Source organism: Shinella sp. NM-101 (assembly GCF_021401195.1).
In the GTDB taxonomy this organism is placed as follows: Bacteria; Pseudomonadota; Alphaproteobacteria; order Rhizobiales; family Rhizobiaceae; genus Shinella.
This window is the reverse complement of record NZ_JACBFT010000014.1, coordinates 17839-39651: the sequence shown is the minus strand read 5'-3', so window position 1 is coordinate 39651 and position 21813 is coordinate 17839. Positions and strand designations below refer to the sequence as shown.

Genomic DNA, 21813 nt, shown 5'->3' with positions numbered 1-21813 from the left:
CGAATTCCACCGCCCCCGATTGACTGTCACAGTTCTGTCGTCAAACTGCGCTAAGCGCTTCGCGGAAAAGCAGAAATAGAGCGCGGCCGATCTTGCGGCGAACTGGGCGGACCTTCCATGGATACAGCGACTTCCGATCTTTCTCAGGAAAACCCCGCCGGGAGCGCGGCGCCCGAAGGCGCGCGTGTCGACGTCGAGACCCTGATGGCGAGCCCCGAGCGCTTCATCAACCGCGAATTCTCCTGGCTCCAGTTCAACCGCCGCGTCCTGGAGGAAACGCTGAACACCGCACATCCGCTGCTGGAGCGCGTGCGGTTCCTGTCGATCTCGGCGGCCAATCTCGACGAGTTCTTCATGGTGCGCGTCGCCGGCCTCGAAGGCCAGGTGCGCCAGGGCGTCGGCATCCGCAGCCCCGACGGCAAGACCTCGGCCGAGCAGCTCGACGACATCCTCAAGGAGATCGACAATCTCCAGATGGAGCAGCAGGCCTCGCTGGCCGTGCTCCAGCAGTATCTCGCCAAGGAAGACATCCTCATCGTCCGCCCGACGGCGCTTTCCAGCGACGACAAGGTCTGGCTGCAGCAGGAATTCACCCAGTCGATCTTCCCGGTGCTGACGCCGCTTTCCATCGACCCGGCGCACCCGTTCCCCTTCATTCCCAACCTCGGCTTCTCCATCGGCCTCCAGCTCGAAAGCACGACCGGCAAGGAGCCGATGACGGCGCTCTTGCGCCTGCCCGTCGCGCTCGACCGCTTCATCCGCCTGCCGGACGCCAGGGGCGCGATCCGCTACATCACGCTGGAGGATGCCGTCGGCCTCTTCATCGGGCGGCTCTTCCCCGGTTATATCGTGCGCGGCTCCGGCACCTTCCGCATCATCAGGGACAGCGACATCGAAGTGGAGGAAGAGGCCGAGGATCTCGTTCGCTTCTTCGAGACGGCGCTCAAGCGCCGCCGCCGCGGCTCGGTGATCCGCATCGAGACCGATTCGGAAATGCCCGAATCGCTGCGCCGCTTCGTGGTCGGCGAACTCGGCGTGCCGGACAACCGCGTCGCCGTCCTGCCGGGCCTGCTCGCCCTCAACACGCTGTCGGAGATCGCCAGGGCGCCGCGCGACGACCTGAGGTTCGAGCCCTACAATGCCCGATTTCCCGAACGTGTCCGAGAGCACGCCGGAGACTGCCTCGCCGCCATCCGCGAAAAGGACATGGTCGTCCACCACCCCTACGAAAGCTTCGACGTGGTGGTCCAGTTCCTTCTCCAGGCTGCGCGCGATCCTGACGTTCTGGCGATAAAGCAGACGCTCTACCGCACCTCCAACGACAGCCCCATCGTGCGCGCGCTGATCGACGCCGCCGAGGCCGGCAAGTCCGTGACGGCGCTGGTGGAGCTGAAGGCCCGCTTCGACGAGGAGGCGAACATCCGCTGGGCGCGCGATCTGGAGCGCGCCGGCGTGCAGGTCGTCTTCGGCTTCATCGAACTGAAGACCCATGCCAAGATGTCGATGGTCGTGCGCCGCGAGGAGGGCAGGCTGCGCACCTACTGCCACCTCGGCACGGGCAACTACCACCCGGTCACGGCGAAGATCTACACGGACCTCTCCTTCTTCACCTGCAACCCGACAATCGCCAGCGACATGGCGAACATCTTCAACTTCATCACCGGCTACGGCGAGCCGGAGGCCGGCATGAAGCTCGCCTTCTCGCCCTATACGCTGCGCCCGCGCATCCTGCGTCACATCGACGAGGAGATCGCGCATGCGAAGAACGGCGCGCCTGCGGCGATCTGGATGAAGATGAACTCGCTGGTCGATCCCGAGATCATCGACGCGCTCTACCGCGCGAGCCAGGCGGGCGTGGAGATCGACCTCGTCGTGCGCGGCATCTGCTGCCTGCGCCCGCAGGTGCCGGGGCTTTCCGACAACATCCGCGTCAAGTCCATCGTCGGCCGGTTCCTCGAGCATTCCCGCATCTTCTGCTTCGGCAACGGCCACGGGCTTCCCTCGGATAAGGCGCTGGTCTATATAAGCTCGGCGGACATGATGCCGCGCAACCTGGACCGGCGGGTCGAGACACTCGTGCCTTTGATCAATCGGACGGTGCATGAGCAGGTTCTCTCGCAGATCATGCTGGGCAATCTCATCGATAACCAGCAGAGCTACGAGATTCTGTCGGACGGGACGTCCCGGCGCATGGAAGTGCAGCCCGGCGCCGAACCGTTCAACGCTCAGCACTACTTCATGACCAACCCCAGCCTGTCCGGCCGGGGCGAGGCCCTGAAGTCCTCGGCACCGAAGGCGATCGCGGGCTGGCAAGGCCGCCGGAAGAAGTAACTGGATCTGCATGGTCGAATCTGAAGCCCAGGGGCGTCTGCCTGGAATAGCCCCGGTGTCGGTCGTGGATATCGGCTCCAACTCGATTCGCCTCGTGATCTACGAGGGCATGAGCCGTTCCCCGGCCATCCTCTTCAACGAGAAGGTCATGTGCGGCCTCGGCAAGGGCCTTGCCAGGACCGGCCGCATGGACCAGGCGAGCGTCGACCGGGCGCTTGCGGCCCTCCACCGGTTCAGCGCGCTGTCGCGGCAGGCCCGCGCCTCCACCATGTTCGCGCTGGCGACCGCCGCCGCGCGCGAGGCGGAGAACGGCCCCGACTTCATCCACCGGGCCGAGATGATCCTCGGCCAGAAGGTCCGCGTGCTGACCGGCGAGGAGGAGGCATACTTCTCCGCGCTCGGCATCGTCAGCGGCTTCCATGATACCGACGGCATCGTCGGCGACCTCGGCGGCGGCTCGCTGGAACTGATCGACGTCGCCGGCGGCATGATCGGCAAGGGCGTCACCCTGCCGCTCGGCGGCATCCGCCTGTCGGAAGCGGCCGGCGGCTCGCCCGCCCAGGCCCGCATCGTCGCGCGGAAATACCTGCGCACCGCCAATCTCCTCAAGAACGGCGCCGGCCGCGCCTTCTACGCCGTCGGCGGCACCTGGCGCGCCATCGGCGCGCTGAACATGGAAGTGCGCAACTATCCGCTGCACATGATCCAGGGCTACGAGCTCGGCTTTTCCGACGCGATGGATTTCCTCACGGACATCGTCACGGCCAAGGATCCCAAGGACGCGGCCTATGCGTCGATCTCCAAGAACCGCCGCAACCTCCTGCCCTTCGGCGCCGTCGCCATGCAGGAGGCGATCGCCATCATGAAGCCCTCGCGGGTCTTCTTCTCCGCCCAGGGCGTGCGCGAGGGCTATCTCTATTCGCTGCTGCCCGAGCGCGAGAAGGCGCGCGATCCGCTGCTCGCCGCCGCGGGCGAGCTTGCCATCCTGCGCGCCCGCTCGCCCGAGCACGCCCGCGAACTCGCCGACTGGACCGGCCGCATGATGCCGCTCTTCGGCATCACCGAGACGGACGAGGAGCGGCGCTACCGCGAGGCGGCCTGCCTCTTGGCGGACATAAGCTGGCGCGCCCATCCCGATTACCGCGGCCTCCAGGCGCTGAACCTCATCGCGCACGGCACCTTCATCGGCATCACCCATCCCGGCCGCGCCTTCATCGCGCTCACCAACTACTACCGCTTCGAGGGCCTCAACGACGACGCCGTCAGCAGCGCCCTGGCGATCATCGCGACGCCGCGCCTGCGCGAACTCGCCAAGCTCGTCGGCGGCCTGCTGCGCGTCCTCTATCTCTTCTCGGCCTCCATGCCCGGCGTCGTGCCGCGCCTCGTCTTCCGCAAGGCGGCGCAGGCGGATGTCGACCTCGAACTCGTCGTGCCGCCTGATTATGCCGAGCTTGCCGGCGAACGGCTCGACGGCCGCCTCCAGCAGCTTGCCCGCCTGACGGGCAAGAAGCTCGCCTTCCGGTTCCTGTGAGGCCGGCCGTGCGGATCGTGCCGAAGCTCGTCTTCCTCGCCGGCCTCCTCCTTTCGGCAGGCGCTTGCGCCGCCGCGGACTGGCAGGCGGTCGAGCGCGTGGAACCCTATGCGGTGGAGGGGGCGACCGGCCTTGAGATCTACCGCTCGATCGGCGAGCGCGGCCCCAGGCTGGGCATCGCCCGCGTCATCGCCCATACCGGCTTCAAGCTGACCTGGACGCGCAAGTACGAGCGACAGGGCGATGCCTGCGTCATCACGGTCAACCGGCCGAAGCTCATCATCACCTACACGCTGCCCAGGCTGAAATCGACGCTCTCCGGGCCGCTGAAAGGCCGCTGGGACACCTTCATCGCCGGCGTGACCGCGCACGAGAAGGTGCATGGCGACTTCATCAGGGACATGGTGAAGGAGATCGAGGCGATGAGCGTCGGCCTGACCGCCGAGAACGACCCGAAGTGCCAGAAGATCCGGGCGCGGCTGCAGACCCGCCTCGGCGAACTCTCGCAGGCCCAGCGCGCCCGCAGCCGCGATTTCGATGCGGTCGAGATGAGCGAGGGCGGCAACGTGCACCAGCTCATCCTGCATCTGGTCGGATCGGATTGATCCGCCGCCTTACGCGGCGGCGAGCGCCGCGAAGCGGCCGGGCGTCATGCCGAGCGCCTTCTTGAAGTGCCGGTTGAGATGCGCCTGGTCGGCAAAGCCGCTGGCGAACGCCGCCCCCGCGATGCTTTCCCCCGCCGCGATCAGCCCCTTGGCGCGCTCCAGCCGCCGCATGACGAGATAGCGGTGCGGGCTCGTGCCGAGCAGCAGGCGGAACTGCCGGGCGAGCGCGAAGCGGTCCAGCCCCGTCACGTCCTCCAGGTCGGCCGAGCTGATCCGGCGTGACAGGTTTTCCCGAAGGAAATCGCAGGCCTTCTGCACCTGCGGGCCCGCCGGCCGTCCGGTGCGCGCCTGCGGCGCGCCGGCATGATCGAGCAGGGCGGCCGCGATTTCCTCCACCAGTTCCTCGATCGCCAGCGGCTCGGCCGTCGCGCGCATGCCGCCGAAGGCATCGAGCAGCAGCCGCGCCAGCCCGGGGTCGTCGACGACGGGCGCCGCCACGAAGGGCAGCGCCCGCCCGCGGTGCGCCGTCGCCGGCAGGAAACGCTCCGGCGGGATGTACATCATGCGGTAGGTGAGCCCGTCGTCGGTGCCGGCGCCGCCGTCATGCACCTCGTCGGGATGCAGCACGATCACGTTGCCCGGCGGGCTGAACCGTTCCTCCCCGCGATAGCGGAAGGTCTGGATGCCGGCCATGGTGACGCCGAGCGCATAGGTGTCGTGCCGGTGCGGCTCGAACCCCTTGCCGCGGAAACGCGCCTCGATCCTCTCGATGCCGGCAAGCTCCGGGGCGACGACGATGCGGTCCCTTTCCGCGCACGAACGTTCAAGCGGCGCTTCCACCGCGCCTGCTACCGCATTGGCCGCGGAATGGTCCGCAGCCTTTTCCCGGGAGTATACCTGCATGTTCGATACCAAGTTCGCCGTCGTCCTGCGCGAGGATCTGGAAGTCTGGCAGAAGCTCAACGTGACCGCGTTTGTCTCCGGCGGCGTCATCGGCCGCAAGCCGGAACTGATCGGCCAAGCCTATCGCGACGCGGCCGGCAATGTCTACAACGCCCTGAGCGTGCAGCCGATCATCGTGCTTTCCGCCGACGGCGCGACGCTCGCGAAGATCCACGCCCGCGCGCTGGAGCGCGCGGTGCCGGCCTCCGTCTATATCGAGGAGATGTTCGCGACCGGCCACGACACCGCCAACCGCGCCGTCTTCGCCGAATTTAGCCCCGGCAATGCCAGCGTCGTCGGCATCGCGCTGCACGCCGACCGGAAAACGGTCGACCGCATCACGAAGGGCGCGAAGCTGCACGCCTGAGGTCTCAGAGCTCCACCGCCTCGATCTTCCTGTCGACGAAGCGAAGCGCCACCTTGCCGCCGATGAGGTTGAGCGCGGTGTCGCCGAAGAGGTCGCGGCGCCAGCCGTGCAGCGCCGGCACCTCGGCGGCCTCGCCGTCGACGGCGATCTTCTCGAGATCGTCGGAATTGGCGATGATCTTGGCCGCGACGCCTTCCTTCTCGGCGACGATCTTCAGGAGCACCTTCAGCATCTCGCTGGCGGCGGCGGCGCCCTCCGGCACATGGTTCTGGCGCGGCAGGCGCGGCAGGTCGGCCTTGGGGATGGCGAGGGCCTCGTTGATGGCCTCAAGCAAGGCGGCGCCGGACTGCGAGCGCTCCCAGCCCTTGGGAATGGTGCGGAGGCGGGCCAGCGCCTCGGCGTCGGCCGGCTGCTGCTGGGCGATCTCGTAGATCGTGTCGTCCTTCAGGATGCGCGAGCGCGGCACGTTGCGCCCGCGCGCCTCGCGTTCGCGCCAGGCGGCGACCTTCTGCAGGACGGCAAGCTCCACCGGCTTCTTGACGCGCATCTTGAGCCGCCGCCAGGCGTCGTCCGGATGCAGGTCGTAGGTCTCGCGCGATTCCAGCACCGCCATTTCCTCGGTCAGCCACAGCGAGCGGCCGGCGCTTTCCAGCTTCTCCTTGAGCGCGAGATAGACGTCGCGCAGGTGCGTGACGTCGGCCAGCGCATATTCGAGCTGCTTTTCGGTGAGCGGCCGGCGGCTCCAGTCGGTGAAGCGCGAGGACTTGTCGATGTGCACGCCCTTTATCTTCTGCACGAGCTGGTCGTAGGACACGCTGTCGCCGAAGCCGCAGACCATGGCGGCGACCTGCGTGTCGAAGATCGGGTGCGGGATGAGGTTGCCGCGGTTGAAGACGATCTCGATGTCCTGCCGGGCGGCATGGAACACCTTCAGCACCGCCGGGTTGGCCATCAGTTCGAAAAAGGGCTGGAGGTCGATGTCCCTGGCGAGCGGATCGACGATCACCTCGATCTCGGGACCGGCAAGCTGGATCAGGCAGAGCTCCGGCCAGAAGGTCGTCTCCCGCAGGAACTCCGTGTCAACGGTCAGATACTCGGAACGGGAGAGTGTCTCACAGGCGTCGCGAAGGGCTGCGGTCGTGTCGATGATCTGCATGATGGGCGGGCTTTTCTTGAAATTTTTGATCGGGCAGCTTTAGACGTTCCACGGTTTTGCCACAATCGAAAACTTGCCGCCTGCGATGCGGTACGGGCGCCGGCGCGCGCGGGGAGGGGATCCCCGGGCCGAGCCGGGGATCCGCAAGCCGGTCAGGCGACCGTGGTCTTGACGTCGAGGTTGCCGCGCGTGGCGTGGCTGTAGGGGCAGACGACGTGGGCCTTCTTGATAAGGTCTTCCAGCACGGCCTTGTCGACGCCGGGGGCGGAAACTTCGAGCGCGGCCTCGATGCCGAAGCCGCCGCCGTCCTCGCGCGGGCCGATGCCGACCGTCGCGGTGACCTTGGCGTCATCCGGGATCTTCACCTTCTCCTTGCCGGCGACGAATTTCAGCGCGCCGAGGAAGCAGGCGGAATAGCCGACCGCGAAGAGCTTTTCCGGGTTCGCGCCGGACGCGCCGTCGCCGCCGAGTTCCTTCGGCACGGTCAGCGTCACGTCGACGGTGCCGTCTTCCGTTGCGCCATGGCCGGCGCGGCCGCCCGTTGCGGAAGCCTTGGTCCTGTAGAGAATGGGCATGGGTGTCTCCTTCCTGTCGTCGTTGATGGTGGATAGTTGATAGCGCAAAATTAGATTGCGCGCAATATAATTTTGCAAATTGCAATTTCGGCCGTTTCTGCGAGAATGGCAGCATGAGCGACAAACGTGACGAAGCTGAGACGAACGATATTGCACAGGGGATGCTGGCCCTCGACCGGCAGCTCTGTTTCGCCGTCTATTCCGCGGCCCATGCGCTCAACCGCACCTACAAGCCGCTGCTCGACCCCTATGGCCTGACCTATCCGCAATATATCGCGCTGATGACGCTGTGGGAGGAGGACGGTCGCACGGTCAAGGCGCTCGGCGAGAAGCTGGGGCTCGATTCCGGCACGCTCTCGCCGCTGCTCAAGCGCCTGGAGGCGGCGGGCTATATCCACCGCGCCCGCGACAAGGCCGACGAGCGCCAGGTCCTCGTCACCCTTACCGACAAGGGCCGTGCCATGCAGCGCGACGCCGTCGCCATCCGCATGGCGATCGGCGAGGCGACGGGCTGCTCGCTGGAGGCGCTGCAGGCGCTGACCGGCGAATTGCAGCGGCTGGCCGAACGGCTGGAGACCGGTCCGGCGCGCGGCGATGCCGCCTGAAACGTCGGATTTTTCACCGCCTCACCCCGCGATACCTGTTCGCCCTGCAACCTTCGCGCTAAGCTGCGCGCGGCGAAACGGAGCGCCGAGGGGGCAGGGGTGACGCGGCAATGGTCCTGGCGGAAGGCGAATGTCGCGGCGGGCCTCTGGTGCATCGCCGTTGGCCTTGCCATGATGGCGCTCTGGCTGGCCGAGCCGGCCGGCCTGGCCGCGCGCCATCCTTTCCTGTTCGGCATGAAGTTCAACGCGGCGCTCGCCTTCGTCGTCGTCGGCGCGGCGCTGCTTCTTGCCACGCGCGGCCTGCGGCGGCTGCCGGCACTCATGCTGCTGCCGGTCTTCCTCTATGGCGCGCTCGCCCTTTCGCAGCACCTCTTCGGCATAGACGCCGGCATCGACACGCTGCTCGACCGGCCTTTCGTCGATATAGGCACCAGCCGCCCGGGCCGCATCGCGCCCAACACGGCGCTCTGTTTCATGCTGGTGAGCCTGGCGCTGTTTCTGCGCGCGGTGCGGCAGAGGGGCGACATCGCGCAGGTGGCGCTCGGCTTTACCACCTTCATCGTCGCGGCGGCGGCCCTCGTCGGCTATGCGATCGGGCTCGAATTCGCGCATGACTGGGTCCGCTTCACCCGCATGTCCTTCCAGAGCGCGAGCTGTTTTGCGGCGCTCGGCCTCGTGCTCGTCTTCGCCGGGCCGCAGGCGACCGGCTACTACCGGCTGACCCTTGCCGGCGTGCTCGGCCTTGCCACCTACCTCCTGCTGCTCGCCATGACCTACTACGAACTGGCGCGCTACGAATCGGCCTTCGGCATCACCTTCTCCGGGAGCGGCGGCGGCACGCGCTCGACGCTTTCCTCTCTGGTGCTGATTTCCGGCGCGCTCTACGGCGCGCTGATCGCCCATCTCTACGTCTCATCCCGCCGCGCCCGCCGCATGGCGTCTGACCTTGCCGAAAGCCGGGCGCGCCTTGCCGCCATCATCGACAATGCGGTGGACGGCATCGTCACCATCGACGAGCGCGGCATCGTGCTCACCGTCAACGCGGCCTGCACGCGCATCTTCGGCTATGCGGACGGGGAGATGATCGGCCGCAACGTGAAGATGCTGATGCCGGAGCCCTACCACGGCGAGCACGACCGCTATCTCTCCAGCTACCGCCGCACCGGCGAGGCGAAGATCATCGGCATCGGCCGCGAGGTGGAGGGCCGGCGCAAGGACGGCACGACCTTCCCGCTCGAACTCGCCGTCGCCCGGCTCGACGTCAACGGCGGCACGATCTACAGCGGCATCGTGCGCGACATTTCCGGGCGCAAGGCGAGCGAGCAGGCGCTGATCGAGACCAATGCCGAACTGGAGGAATTCGCCTACCGCACCTCGCACGACCTGCGCTCGCCGATCGCCTCCTCGCTCGGCCTGCTCGGCATCTCGCGCGACATGCTGGCGGAGGGCGACCTTGCCGGGCTCGGCCAGATGCTCCAGCGCATGGAGCGGAACTTCCGCCGCCTCGACCACCTGATCCAGAACATCCTCACCGTCACGCGCAACCGGCTGATGGAGGAGGAGGACGGGCCGATCGACCTCCGGCGGCTCGTCGCCGAGGCGGCCGACGCGCTGTCGCATCTCGACGACGTCAGGAGGATCCGCATCGAAAATCATGTGCCGCCGGAATTGACAATCGTCAGCAAGCCGTCGAAATTCCAGGTCATCGTCGGCAACATGCTGTCCAACGCGGTCAAGTACCACGACCCGAAGGAGGCCGAGCCGAGGATCGACATCCGCGCCTTCCGCCATGCCGGCAAGCTGCGGCTGACGGTGGAGGACAACGGCCTGGGCATCCCGCCCGCCAGCCGCCACCTGTTGTTCCAGATGTTCAAACGGTTGCACCCGAACCGGTCCTTCGGCAGCGGGCTCGGCCTCTACATATTGAAAAAGACCGCGCAATCCCTCGGTGGGACCGCGTTTTACGAAGCAAGGGAGAAGGGCAGCCGCTTCATCATCGAACTGCCCGATGGGGAATGAAATGAAGATCACCTCGATCCTGGTCGTCGACGACGACGAGAACGACCAGTTCATCTGCGAATACACGATCCGCAAGTTCGATCCGTCGATCCGCGTCGTCAAGGCGTTCGACGGCACCGAAGCGCTCGACGCGCTGCGTGCCGGCACGCCCGATGCCATCATCCTCGACATCAACATGCCCGTGATGAACGGCTTCGAGTTCCTCGACCGCTATGCGCAGGAATTCGAGGTGCACGCCCCCGTCGTCGCCATGCTCACCAGCTCCCATCTCGGCAAGGACCGCGAGCGGGCCATGCAGTACAGCTTCGTGAAGAGCTATTTCGAAAAGCCCCTCCAGGCCGACCACCTGCGCGTCATGACCGATCTGCTCGAGGCATGACCGGCGCCACGCGCCTTGCCCCTCGCGGGCAGAAGCCCGGGCGGGGGCGTCCCTCACCCTGACCTTCTCCCCGGCAGGGAGAAGGCGCCGGCAGGCCGTTGAGGTGGACGCAAAAGGCGGGAGAATGACAAGCGTGTTCGCACACCTCTGCATCCGACCCTTCGGGCAACCTCTTTCCCGGGGGAGCAGGGAAGGGCGGCAACGTCGAACTCCATAAGCGATGGCCGTACCACGAGCGGGGGAGGGCTTGCCGCACGCGGTGGGGAGCCGTCGCGGCATATCTCCTCCGCCCGGGAGACGGTATCGGCAGGCGGGGGCGAAGCGGTGATCGCGTGCAATTCCAGCACCCCGCCGCCGCTTTCCCTCTCCCTTTCCGCGAAAGCTTCGCCATAGTGGCCGCATGTCCAAGATTCGTCCCCTGATTCCCCTTCTCGTGACCGCCGGCATCCTGATCGGGGGCAACGGGCTGCAGGGCACGTTCATCGCGCTGCGTGCCTCGCAGGAGGGCTTCTCCACCTCGGTCATCGGCATCGTCGGGGCGGGCTACAGTATCGGCTTTGCCATCGGCTGCATCTATGTCACCCGCGTGCTGCGCGCCATCGGCCATATCCGCACCTTCTCGGCCATGGCGGCCATCGCCTCGGCCTCGGCCATCGCCATGGTGCTCGTCATCGACCCGGTCTTCTGGTTCCTGATGCGCCTCGTCGCCGGCATCTGCTTCGCCAGCCTCTTCGCGACCGTGGAAAGCTGGCTGAACGCCGCCGTCACCAATGCCAACCGGGCCCGCACGCTCTCCGTCTACCGCCTCGTCGACCTCGGCTCCGTCACGGCGGCGCAATATGTCATTCCGGGCATCGGCATCGGCGGCTTCGAGCTCTTCGCCATCGTCGCCATGGCGCTGTCGCTGTCCCTCGTGCCGATCTCGCTCGCCGACCGCTCCAGCCCGACCGTGCCGGAGGCGATCCGCTTCGACGTGAAGAAGCTCTGGAACATCTCGCCGCTCGCCACCGTCGGCTGCATCGTCGTCGGCCTCACCAATGCCGCCTTCCGCAACCTCGGGCCGATCTACGCCCACGACATCGGCCTGTCGGTGACCGCCATCGCCAGCTTCATGAGCGCCGGCATCGTCGGCGGCGTGGTGCTGCAATATCCGCTCGGCATCTATTCCGACCGGCTCGACCGGCGCCTCGTCATCCTCGTCGCCACGCTCGGCTCGGCGCTCGCCGCGCTGTATCTCGCCTTTTTCGCCGGCGGCGACGAATGGAAGAACCTCGTCGGCATCTTCGTCTTCGGCGCCTTCGCCATGCCGCTCTATTCGCTGTGTTCGGCCCATGCCAACGACCATGCCGGCGAGGGCGAGCATGCGCTGGTCTCGGCCGGCATGCTGTTCTTCTGGTCCTGCGGGGCGATCATCGGCCCGCTTTTCGCCTCCATCCTCCTGCAGGTCTTCGGCCCGCAGGCGCTCTTCCTCTACACCGCCGTCGTCCTCGTCGCCTTCATGGGCTACACGGCGCTGCGCATCAGCGCGCGTCCGGCCGTGCCCGCCGGCGAAAGGCGCAGCCGCTTCCGCAACCTCCTGCGTACCTCCTTCTTCTTCAACAAGCTCGCCGCTTCCGAAAAGGACCGCAACGGCCCTCGCTGAGCCTGCGGCAATCTGGTCGCGACGCGCTTATTGATGAGCGCCGCGCTCAGGTTTAGAAGCGAAGGACGCACCGGAGGGACCGCCATGCTGACACGCCGCACGCTGTTGAAGAGCACTCTTGTCGCCGGGGCCTATGCCGGCGGCCTCGGGCTTGCCGGCCGGCTCGGCGGCATCGCCAGCGCTCAGGCCGCGATGCCGCTCGTCGCGCGCCGCACCGACGCGCTGATCACCGACAAGGGGCCGACGCGGGGCGCCATGACCTATGGCGATGCGGAAATCCCGCCGGTGCTGCGCATGCGCCGCGGCGAGCGCTTCAACCTGCGCCTCGACAACCGGCTCGACGAGCCGACGACGGTCCACTGGCACGGCCTTCGCATCGACAACGCCATGGACGGCGTGCCCTTCCTCACGCAGCCCTATGTCTATGGCGGCGACGGCTTCGACTATGCCTTCACCCCGCCCGATGCCGGCACCTTCTGGTACCACCCCCATTGCAACACGCTGGAGCAGATGGGCCGCGGCCTTGCCGGCCTCGTGGTCGTCGAGGACCCGTCCGATCCCGTCTTCGACGCCGAGATCGTGCTGAACCTGCGCGACTGGCGGCTCGGCGGCGACGGGCAGTTCATCGCCCAGTTCAAGCCGCGCGACGCCGCCCGCGCCGGCACCTTCGGCACCGTGCGCACCGCCAACTGGCGCCAGGCCCCGCAATACGACGCGCCGGCCGGCGGCCTCGTGCGCCTTCGCCTTGCCGCGACGGATGTCACCCGCATCCTCGCCATCGTCGTGGAGGGCGCGAAGGCCGAGGTCATCGCCGCCGACGGCAACCCGGTGGCCGAGCGCTTTGCGCCCGATCACCTGCTGATCGGCCCCGGCCAGCGCCTTGACCTCGTGCTGCGCATGCCCGATGCGGAAGGCGCCGTGGCCGCGCTCAAGGACCTGCGCGGCACCAGGCCCGCCACGCTCGCCACCTTCCGCGCCGCCGGCGCCTCGCTGAAGCGCCACATCCGCGACCTGCCGGCACTCGCCCCCAATCCGCTGCCCGAGCCGGACCTTTCCGCCGCGACCGAGATCCCCTTCGTCCTCAGCGCCTCGGCGGAGGAACGGCCGAAGGACGGCATCTGCGGCTCGCTCGGCTACAATTTCTGGGCCATCAACAAGGTGCCGTGGGCGGATGACAACGGCGACCCGACCGCCCCGCTCGCCGAGATGAAGACCGGCCGCACCTATATCTTCAACGTCGAGAACCCGACGCCGCAGGTCCATCCGCTCCACCTGCACGGCCTCGTCTTCCGGCCGATGAACTCGAACAAGCAGGCGATCCGCCCGCATTTCTCCGACACCTACCTCATCCTGCCGGACGAGAAGGTGCAGCTTGCCCTCGTTGCCGACAATCCCGGCGACTGGGTCTTCCATTGCCACATCATCGAGCACCAGAAGACCGGCATGACGAGCTACATACGGGTGGCGTGACAGGTTAACTCTTGTCATCGGAAAAATATGGCCTATATTCTTTCTCATGAAAGGAGATTAGGCCATGCAGCGCAAACCCGTCCCGCAAGCCGATGCCGAAGGCGTCGTGCTCACCAAGGCAGCCGTCCGGGCGGCGGAGCGGCTGGGGCTGACGGCCCGCATCCTGTCGGCGGTCATCGGCGTTTCGGAAGCGACGGTCTCGCGGCTGAAGCGGCAGGACGTGCTCTTGGAGCGCGGCACCAAGCCCTTCGAGCTTGCCGTGCTGCTCGTGCGCCTTTTCCGCTCGCTCGATGCCATCACCGGCGGCGACGAGGGTGTCGCCCGCGCCTGGATGACGGCGCAGAACACCGCGCTTCGCGCCCGTCCCGTCGACCGCATCGTCTCCGTTTCCGGCCTTGTCGATGTCCTTGCCTATCTGGACGCCCGCCGCGCTCTCGTCTGAGGCGCGGCCCTTCGCGGGCCCCGTCTGGCGGTTCGTCGAGGCGCAGCACCGCGTCTCGACGCTGAAGCTCGTCGATACGCTGGACGAGCAGGCGCTGCTGGAAGACCTGCTGGAGGAGAGCAAGCCGGTCCTGCCGCCCGAATGCGCCGGGCTCGACTATCTGCTGGCCACCCCCTTCCGCTACGGCGCCGTCTATCCGCACGGCTCGCGCTTCCGCCGGGCAGGGCGCACGCTCGGCGTCTACTACGCGGCGCTGACGGTGGAGACGGCGCTCGCCGAGATGGCCTTCTACCGCCTGCTGTTCTTTTCCGAATCGCCGGCAACGCCGCTTCCGGGCAACGCCGCCGACTACACCGCCTTCTCAGCCGCCGTCGCGACGGACAAGGCTATCGACCTCACCCTGCCGCCGCTCGATCGCGATGCCCCGCACTGGACGCACCCGACCGACTACGCGGCCTGCCAGTCGCTGGCCGACGGCGCGCGGCAGGGCGGCATTTCCGCCATCCTCTACCGCTCGGTGCGCGATCCCGCCCCCGGCACCAACATGGCCCTCCTGACGGCCGCCGGCTTCGCCGAGCCGCGGCCGGTGGAACGCCAGACCTGGCGCATCCGCCTCTCGCCCCTCGGCGTGCAGGCCCTCTGCGACCACCCGCCAAGACGCATCGGCTTTTCCCGCGAGGATTTTCGCGGGGATCCGCGGATCGGGTGAGGCGGGCATCGTCGCTATGATGCAAGACGTGCCGCCCGGACTCTCCGCGAAAAGCGAAACTTGGCTTCCCGGCGGGACGTGACGTTCAGGTTGCAGGCAAACGCGTCCATCCCTGTACACCCCCCCTCCGTCGCCATGGTCTCCCGCCCGACATACCTCCGCCGTCGTCATCGTCGGGCTTGACCCAACCATCCACGCCCCCGGGTGTCGCGTGGGTCCTCGGGGCGAGCCCGAGGATGACGGAGGAGAGGGGGCGGACTTTGCCGGCAATCCAAGTTGCCTTTCGTTTCCGCCATTCGAGACAGAACCCGCCCCACCCTCACTGCTGAAAGGAAAGCATCTCCTTACCCCCTTCTCCCCAGCGGGGAGAAGGTGCCGGCAGGCGGATGAGGGGGGTGCCGAAGGCAGGAAGGAAACGTCACTCCGTGCCGCGCCCCCTCATCCGACCCTTCGGGCCACCTTCTCCCCGAGGGGAGAAGGGAAGAGGAGCAACGTCGAGTTCCATGGGCGGCAGCCTGCCCCTACCGGTCCCGCTCACGCCAGCAGCGCCGTCTCCTCAAAAAAGTCCTCCGGCCCGTCCACCTCGACCAGCCGCCGCCTCTCGATCAGCCAGAACCGGTTCGCCACCGCCCGCACGAAGGCGCGGTCGTGCGAGACGAAGAGGCAGCTTGCCTCCTGCGCCGTCAGTTCCCGCTCCAGCGCCTCCTGCCCCTCGATGTCGAGATGGTTGGTCGGCTCGTCCAGTAGATAGAAGTTCGGATTGGTAAGCCGCAGCACCAGCATGCCGAGCCGCGCCTTCTGCCCGCCCGAGAGCTGCCCGACCGGCCGCCCCTGCATCTCCAAGGAAAAGCCCGCGCCGGCAAGCAGGCTGCGCGCCCGCTGGTCGCCGACGTCGAAGCGGTGGAGGATCGTGCCATGCGGGGGTTCCTCATCGGAAAGGTCGGACAGCCCCTGGTCCCCATAGCCGAGCACCAGCGAGGGCGTCGGCTTGATGCCCGGCTCGCCCGCGCCCTCGATCGCCTGCCGCAGCCGCCGCACCAGCCGTGTCTTGCCGGTGCCGTTGAGACCGAGCAGCGCGATACGGTCGCCCTGGCAGATGAATTTTTGGCCCGTGCGGAAGAGGAGCGTTCCGTCCGGCGTCTCCACCGCGGCATCCTCCAGCGTCACCAGCACCTTCGCATGGGTGCCGCGATTGGCGAGGCGGATCGCGCCGGCCGAACGCTCCAGATGCGCCGGCTTCGCCGCCTCCTCGATCCGCTCGGCCCGGGCCTTGAGTTGTTTGGTCTTGACCACCAGAAGGTCGCTGCCGGAATTGATGCCGATATTGTTGAGCTTGGCCGCCTGCTGGCGAAGCTGCTGGGCGGTCTTCATCTCCTTCTCGAAGCGCCGCTCCTCCGCCGCATCCGCCTCGTCCAGCGCTGCGCGGGCGCGGGAATAGGGCAGCGCGAAGAGCTGCGAGCGCTCGGGGCGCAGGAAGAGCGTGCGGTTCGTCACGGCATCGAGGAAGGCGCGGTCGTGGCTGGAGAGGACGACCGGCATGTCGCGCGGCAGCGTGGCGAGCCAGTTTTCCAGCCTGGCGATCTTTTCCAGGTCGAGATGGTTGGTCGGCTCGTCGAGCAGCAGCACGTCCGGTTCGCCGACGCGCACGCGGGCGACGAGCGCGATGCGCTGCCAGCCGCCGCTGAGGGCTTCCAATGGCCGCTCGCGCAGCGCCTCGGGCACCTCCAGTTCCTCCAGCGTCACGTCGGCGCGCCAGCTTTCGCTCTCCTGCTGCTCGGGCGAGAGCGCGCCCAGCACCGCCTCGCGGAAGGTGAGCCTTTCGAGGCCGACAGGAAGGTTCTGCTCCATATGACCGATGGTGAGGCCGCGGGCGCGGGTGATCTCGCCCGCCGTCGGCTCGAAGGCGCCGGTGATGCATTTCAGCAGCGTGGACTTGCCGCGCCCGTTGGCGGCGACGAGCCCGATGCGGTCGCCGGCGGCGATGGAGAGGTTGAGATTGGCAAAGAGCTCGGTGGACAGCGTGACGCCGAGCGCACGGATATTGATGAGCGACATGGGAATTCTCTGGTCTTCATGGCCCTCGCGGCGCGGCGTCAGCCGTCAGGCACGCGAAAGGGCGGGGAGATTGATGCCGGCACAGGGCCGCATCGCCGGATAGGGCAGACCAGAGAGAAAGTGTGTTCGTTCCGATCAGCCCTGCAAACGCATTTGCAGGGCAAGATCAGGGCCATGGGTGCGATGTGGCAGGAAGCCGGACTTCACGGCACAGCCCTCTCTTGTGTGTTGCGAACGGGATATGGGTAGCATCGGATGCCACCATTGGCAACGCCGCCCCTCATCCCGCCGCCGCCACCTCCACGCGGGAGGCGAGGCCAGCGCCTATGGAACTCGGCGCTGTCCCGTTCACCTTCTCCCCAGCGGGAGAAGGTGCCGGCAGGCGGGTGAGGGGCTATCGCGACCCCTACCGCCGCAGGCTCCCCAATATTCCCCGCACCAGCGCCCGCCCGAGCGAGGAGGCCACGGTGCGGGCGACCGACTTCATCGCCGCTTCCGCCACCGTCTCGCGCTGGTAGCCGGCGCGGGGCTTGGCCTGCTTCGGAGCCGGGGATGCGGCCGGTTCCTCGTCGCCGAAACCGGGAAGGGTCCAGCGGCCGCCGCCGGAGGTGGGCTGGCTGGCCTGCTGGTCGGCCTGCGCCTGCGCCGCGGCGGCGTCGGCCGCCTTCTTGGCGCGGGCCATCAGGATCTCGTAGGCCGATTCGCGGTCGAAATCCTCGTCGTAGAGGCCGGCGACCGGGCTGACCTTCATGATGTCCTGCCGCTCGGCATCCGTGATCGGCCCGAGCCGGGAGGCCGGCGGGCGGACCAGCGTGCGCTCGACCATCGAGGGCGCGCCCTTGCCTTCGAGCGTGGAGACCAGCGCCTCGCCCGTGCCGAGCTGGGTGATCACCTCGGCGCAGTTGAAGTCCGGGTTCGGACGGAAGGTGTCGGCGGCGGTCTTCACGGCCTTCTGCTCGCGCGGCGTATAGGCGCGCAGCGCGTGCTGCACGCGGTTGCCGAGCTGGGCGAGCACGGTTTCCGGCACGTCGAGCGGGTTCTGCGTGACGAAATAGACGCCGACGCCCTTGGAGCGGATGAGGCGCACGACCTGCTCGACGCGCTCGGTCAGCACCTTCGGCGCATCGTTGAAGAGGAGATGCGCCTCGTCGAAGAAGAAGACCAGCTTCGGCTTTTCCGGATCGCCCACTTCCGGCAGCACCTCGAAGAGCTCGGAGAGCATCCAGAGCAGGAACGTGCCGTAAAGGCGCGGGTTCATCATCAGCTTGTCGGCGGCGAGCACCGAGATCGCCCCGCGCCCGTCATTGGTAGTGCGCATGATGTCGGAAATCTTCAGCGCCGGCTCGCCGAAGAACTGCACGGCGCCCTGCTGCTCGAGAATCAGCAGCTCGCGCTGGATCGAGCCGACGGAGGCCTTGGAGATGAAGCCGTACTGGTTGGACAGCGCCGAGGCGTTCTCGCCCATGTAGTTGAGCAAAGCCTGCAGGTCTTTCAGGTCGAGCAGCGGCAGGCCGCCCTGGTCGGCGATCTTGAAGGCGATGTTGATGACGCCTTCCTGCGCATCCGTCGCATTCATCAGGCGCGACAGCAGGAGCGGGCCCATCTCGGAGATGGTGGTGCGCACCCGGTGGCCCTTCTCGCCGTAGAGGTCCCAGAAGATGACCGGGAATTCCTGGAAATCGTAGGGCGCAAGGCCGATCTGGTCGGCGCGCTTCTGGAGAAAGTCCTTCGGCTCGCCCATGGCCCCGATGCCGGAAAGGTCGCCCTTCACGTCGGCGCAGAAGACGGGCACGCCCGCATTGGAGAAGCCCTCGGCGAGGATCTGCAGCGTCACCGTCTTGCCGGTGCCGGTCGCGCCGGTCACGAGGCCGTGGCGGTTGCCGAATTTCAGCTCGAGATATTCGGGCTTGTTGATTGTATCGTCCGGCTTGCGGCTGGTGCCGATATAGAGCTTTCCGTCCTGAAGAATGGGATCCGCCACGTTGAAACTCCCTGGCTGCCGGTCCTGCGATTCGTGGGCCAAGATGTCGCCCAGGCCATGTTTTCATTGAATCGTCTTCAACAGTTTATAAGGATAGTCCGGCAGGCAAACAACACGATTTCCGGGCTGCGCGGGATGCACGAAAGCGCGCCGGGGCAGCTTGAGTTTGCCGGCGAATTCATTTACCTTGACGTTAACGTCAATTCCCTCGGAGGATTTTCCATGAACGATCTCGTCACCCGCGTTGCCGATGCCGTCGGCATCGATGCCGCCCTTGCCGAAAAGGCGATCGGCATGATGCTCGGCTTCCTGCAGCGCGAGGCCGCCGACGGCCCGGTCGCCAAGATGATCGAGGCCATTCCGGGCGCCTCCGACCTCGTCGCCAAGTACAATGGCGAAGGCGAGGGCAAGGGCCTGCTCGGCGGCCTGATGAGCGCCATCGGTGGCGGCGGCGTCATGGGCCTCGGCCAGCAGCTCATGAGCCAGGGCCTCGGCATGGGCGAGATCACCGGCCTTGCCAAGGAAACCATGGCGGTCGCCCGCGAACATGCCGGCAGCGACGTGGTCGACGAGGTCGTCGCCTCCGTGCCCGGCCTCAGCCAGTTCGTCTGAGATTGCCTTCGCCATCCCGCGCCCGCGCGGGATGGCCCGCCTCGCCTTGTCAGCGGGCTTTCAGCCATGCCCGCAGGCGGCCGCGCGCATTGGCATAGGGCGATGACGTGTTGAACTGGATCATCCTGCCCATCGTCCATTTCCCGTACCACGGGCGGCCGTAGAGCGCGGCATCCTCCGCCAGGACTATGGCGGCGACGATCCGCGCCTTTGCTGCATGGAGCCGCTCCACGAGCTGCGGATAGGGGATGTCCGCATAGTCGCCGTAGAATTTCCCGGCGAGCCTGCCCAGTTCGTTCCACTTGAAGCCCGTTTCCGGAAAGTCGATCGCCGCGCCGGCGGCGTCCCGCTCCAGCCATTTCAGCACCAGCTCGTTCCATCCGGTGAGGTAGGCGACGAGGTCGAAGGGGCTCATCTGTGTGCCCTTGACATGCCCTTCCATCGTGCGCTCGTGGACGAGCGCCGGCGGCACCTCTTCCAATGTCCTGTTCAGCTTGCGGAATTCCGTCTCGATTGCGGCCAGCAGTTCGTCCTTGTCCTGTGGAACGGCCATGGCCCTAGCGTCTCCTCGAATAGATCAGCGCGGCCGTGAAGAGCGCAAGGCCGATGCCGACGGAGAGCGGGCCGGCCTCCGGCCCGCCCGCCTCCATGATGGTGCCGGTGACGCCGGAGCCCGCGCCGCTGCCGGCGGCATAGGCGAGCGCGAAGGCCGCGCTGCCGGCCACCAGCATCGCCCCGTTGTAGCGCTCGCCCAGCATGGTCAGCGCGCAGGTATAGAGCGAGAAGGTGGCCGTGCCCATCAGCGCGAAGACGGCGAGGATCGCCACTTCCGATTTCATCGAGGGCAGGATGAGGTAGCTTGCGGCCGCCACGGTGACGGCGGCAAGCGCCACGCGCTCGCGCGGCAGCCGGTCGAGCAGCATGCCGATGAAGGGCTGGGCGATCGCCGTCGGCAGGGCGAGCACGGTGACGCTGATCGCCGCGAAGGCTTCCGAATGGCCCATCTTCACGAAATAGACCGGCATGGCGGAAATCGCCGCGATGTCGGCGAAGCCGAAGGCGAAGACCATGCCGACCAGCAGCGGCGCGGCCCTGAAGAAGCGGAAGACGTCGCCCGTCGAGGACGGTTCCGGCACCGTCTTCGTCGAGAACATCAGCATGGCGGTCGCAAAGGCGACGATGGCGAGATAGACGGCCGTCATGGCGAAGCCGAGGCCGCCCTGGCTGCCGAGGAGCGGAATGGCGAGGGGACCTGCCGCAAAGCCCGCGCACATGCCCGCGCCGTAGATGCCGGAGACACGGCCGCGCAGCCTGTCCGGGCAGGCGGCGTTGAGCCAGGCTTCGCCGAGCATGAAGATGAGGCTGGCGAAGAAGCCGAGCAGGAAGCGCGCGCCGAACCACACGGCAAACGAGGTGGAGGCGGCGAAGGCGGCAAGGCACAGCGAGCAGCCGACAAGGCTGGCGATGATCAGCCGGTCGGCCCGCCAGCGCGCGGTGAGGCTGCCGAGCAGCAGCGTCGAGGCGGCAAGCCCGCCGGCGAAGGCGAGCGCGTTGACGCCGATCAGCGCCGGCGAGAAGCCGCGCGCCTCCAGCGTTAGCGAGATCAGCGGATAGGTGAGCCCCTGCGCCACGGAAAAGGCGGTGACGCCGAGAATGACGGCGGCAATGGCCGGCCAGTCCGGCGAAAAGACGGTCGGGGACGAGGTCTGCATGAAGGGCTCCAGGGCCGCCGATGGCGCGGCACCTCTCCTTACCCGGCCGGCGAGCCCTTGGGAAGCCGGGCCGGCGGGGCGGAACCGCCCAGCGGGCATGTGGATAGCGGCGCATCGATAGGCTAGCGTCGAGAGGCGGCCTGCCGGAGGAGGTGAGTCCCATGCCGACACTGGTCGAAATCGTTCCTTACGATCCGGAATGGCCGTTGCATTTTTTGGAAGCCGAAGCCGATCTGAGAGGGCGGCTCGGCCCTGCCGTGCTGGCGGTGGAGCATGTCGGCAGCACGTCTGTTCCGGGCCTGCCGGCCAAGCCCGTCATCGACATGGACGTCACATTGACGGGCTTGTCCGCCATTGCGGGCGCCGGCGCATGCCTTGTCGATGCGGGCTATGAACCGCGCGGAAACCGGTATGACGATGATGTCTGGGCGTTCCTGTTGAAAAGATCCGCGCCCGATCTTCGGGTCTCTCTCTGTGCGCCGCGAAATCGAACGCATCGGCATCGCCTGCTGTTTCGCGATTACCTGCGCTGTAACGAGGATGCGGCCGGGGCGTATGCGCGCTTGAAGGAGCAGCTTGCAAAACGATTTCCATTCGATGGAGATCGCTACACATCGGAAAAGAGTGCGTTCATTCAGGAGATGGTGAGCAGGGCGCGGGCGCAGTTCCGATGACGACGT

20 protein-coding genes are annotated in these 21813 nt (G+C 67.1%); 13 read left to right on the top strand and 7 right to left on the bottom strand.

Going from position 1 to position 21813, the window contains the following annotated elements; all coding sequences use genetic code 11:
* Positions 1–117: 117 nt before the first annotated feature.
* The 3 genes from L0976_RS21685 to L0976_RS21675 are packed head-to-tail and all read left to right on the top strand — an operon-like array spanning position 118 to position 4467.
* Positions 118–2331, top strand: coding sequence for an RNA degradosome polyphosphate kinase (locus L0976_RS21685; protein WP_234189234.1), 2214 nt, complete (start codon positions 118–120; stop codon positions 2329–2331).
* Between the two features lie 10 nt (positions 2332–2341).
* Positions 2342–3862, top strand: a complete 1521-nt coding sequence (locus L0976_RS21680; protein ID WP_203318202.1) for a Ppx/GppA family phosphatase — start codon at positions 2342–2344, stop codon at positions 3860–3862.
* 8 nt (positions 3863–3870) lie between these two features.
* Complete coding sequence (locus L0976_RS21675; protein ID WP_370643765.1) at positions 3871–4467, top strand: DUF922 domain-containing Zn-dependent protease; 597 nt, start codon at positions 3871–3873, stop codon at positions 4465–4467.
* Positions 4468–4476: 9 nt separating this feature from the next.
* Here the strand turns inward: L0976_RS21675 and L0976_RS21670 are convergent, their stop codons facing one another.
* Positions 4477–5370 carry an AraC family transcriptional regulator gene (locus L0976_RS21670; RefSeq protein ID WP_234189233.1) on the bottom strand — a complete coding sequence of 298 codons (894 nt, stop codon included), beginning with the start codon at positions 5368–5370 and terminating at the stop codon, positions 4477–4479.
* Between L0976_RS21670 and L0976_RS21665 the strand changes: the two genes are divergently transcribed.
* Positions 5369–5776, top strand: coding sequence for a DUF2000 family protein (locus L0976_RS21665; protein WP_203318205.1), 408 nt, complete (start codon positions 5369–5371; stop codon positions 5774–5776). The two genes, L0976_RS21670 and L0976_RS21665, sit on opposite strands and share 2 nt — an antisense overlap.
* 4 nt (positions 5777–5780) lie before the next feature.
* Here L0976_RS21665 and rnd read toward each other — a convergent pair whose 3' ends face one another.
* Positions 5781–6926: a ribonuclease D gene (gene rnd, locus L0976_RS21660; RefSeq protein ID WP_203319684.1), complete on the bottom strand. Its 1146-nt coding sequence runs from the start codon at positions 6924–6926 to the stop codon at positions 5781–5783.
* Positions 6927–7084: 158 nt separating this feature from the next.
* Positions 7085–7507, bottom strand: coding sequence for an organic hydroperoxide resistance protein (locus L0976_RS21655; RefSeq protein ID WP_234189232.1), 423 nt, complete (start codon positions 7505–7507; stop codon positions 7085–7087).
* A 113-nt stretch (positions 7508–7620) separates the two neighbouring features.
* On the opposite strand from L0976_RS21655, the gene L0976_RS21650 reads away from it, so the two are divergent.
* The 7 genes from L0976_RS21650 to L0976_RS21620 all read left to right on the top strand — a co-directional run bounded on the left by L0976_RS21650 (position 7621) and on the right by L0976_RS21620 (position 14773).
* Positions 7621–8112, top strand: a complete 492-nt coding sequence (locus L0976_RS21650; RefSeq protein WP_203318207.1) for a MarR family winged helix-turn-helix transcriptional regulator — start codon at positions 7621–7623, stop codon at positions 8110–8112.
* A 99-nt stretch (positions 8113–8211) separates the two neighbouring features.
* Positions 8212–10131, top strand: coding sequence for a PAS domain-containing sensor histidine kinase (locus L0976_RS28800; protein WP_234189231.1), 1920 nt, complete (start codon positions 8212–8214; stop codon positions 10129–10131).
* A gap of 1 nt (position 10132) precedes the next feature.
* Positions 10133–10510 carry a response regulator gene (locus tag L0976_RS21640; RefSeq protein ID WP_234189230.1) on the top strand — a complete coding sequence of 126 codons (378 nt, stop codon included), beginning with the start codon at positions 10133–10135 and terminating at the stop codon, positions 10508–10510.
* A 400-nt stretch (positions 10511–10910) separates the two neighbouring features.
* Entirely contained in the window at positions 10911–12152 is a 1242-nt protein-coding gene (locus L0976_RS21635; RefSeq protein ID WP_234189229.1) for an MFS transporter, read from the top strand.
* Positions 12153–12236: 84 nt separating this feature from the next.
* Complete coding sequence (locus L0976_RS21630; RefSeq protein ID WP_234189228.1) at positions 12237–13622, top strand: multicopper oxidase family protein; 1386 nt, start codon at positions 12237–12239, stop codon at positions 13620–13622.
* 64 nt (positions 13623–13686) lie between these two features.
* Positions 13687–14064, top strand: coding sequence for an MbcA/ParS/Xre antitoxin family protein (locus L0976_RS21625; protein ID WP_234189227.1), 378 nt, complete (start codon positions 13687–13689; stop codon positions 14062–14064).
* The gene (locus L0976_RS21620) at positions 14024–14773 is read left to right on the top strand and encodes an RES family NAD+ phosphorylase (RefSeq protein ID WP_203318213.1); all 750 of its coding nucleotides are present in this window, start codon (positions 14024–14026) and stop codon (positions 14771–14773) included. Before L0976_RS21625 ends, L0976_RS21620 begins: the two co-directional genes overlap by 41 nt.
* 534 nt (positions 14774–15307) lie before the next feature.
* On the opposite strand, the gene L0976_RS21615 is transcribed toward L0976_RS21620, so the two are convergent.
* Positions 15308–16828, bottom strand: coding sequence for an ABC-F family ATP-binding cassette domain-containing protein (locus L0976_RS21615; protein ID WP_234189226.1), 1521 nt, complete (start codon positions 16826–16828; stop codon positions 15308–15310).
* A gap of 406 nt (positions 16829–17234) precedes the next feature.
* The gene (locus tag L0976_RS21610; RefSeq protein ID WP_234189307.1) at positions 17235–18797 is read right to left on the bottom strand and encodes a helicase HerA-like C-terminal domain-containing protein; all 1563 of its coding nucleotides are present in this window, start codon (positions 18795–18797) and stop codon (positions 17235–17237) included.
* Positions 18798–19031: 234 nt separating this feature from the next.
* On the opposite strand from L0976_RS21610, the gene L0976_RS21605 reads away from it, so the two are divergent.
* Entirely contained in the window at positions 19032–19421 is a 390-nt protein-coding gene (locus L0976_RS21605) for a hypothetical protein (protein WP_203318215.1), read from the top strand.
* Between the two features lie 49 nt (positions 19422–19470).
* Here L0976_RS21605 and L0976_RS21600 read toward each other — a convergent pair whose 3' ends face one another.
* Together L0976_RS21600 and L0976_RS21595 are read right to left on the bottom strand one after the other, a co-directional pair.
* Positions 19471–19974, bottom strand: a complete 504-nt coding sequence (locus L0976_RS21600; protein ID WP_234189225.1) for a ClbS/DfsB family four-helix bundle protein — start codon at positions 19972–19974, stop codon at positions 19471–19473.
* 4 nt (positions 19975–19978) lie between these two features.
* Entirely contained in the window at positions 19979–21133 is a 1155-nt protein-coding gene (locus L0976_RS21595) for an MFS transporter (RefSeq protein WP_234189224.1), read from the bottom strand.
* Between the two features lie 161 nt (positions 21134–21294).
* Between L0976_RS21595 and L0976_RS21590 the strand changes: the two genes are divergently transcribed.
* The gene (locus L0976_RS21590; protein WP_234189223.1) at positions 21295–21807 is read left to right on the top strand and encodes a GrpB family protein; all 513 of its coding nucleotides are present in this window, start codon (positions 21295–21297) and stop codon (positions 21805–21807) included.
* The last annotated feature ends 6 nt before the right edge of the window (positions 21808–21813 follow it).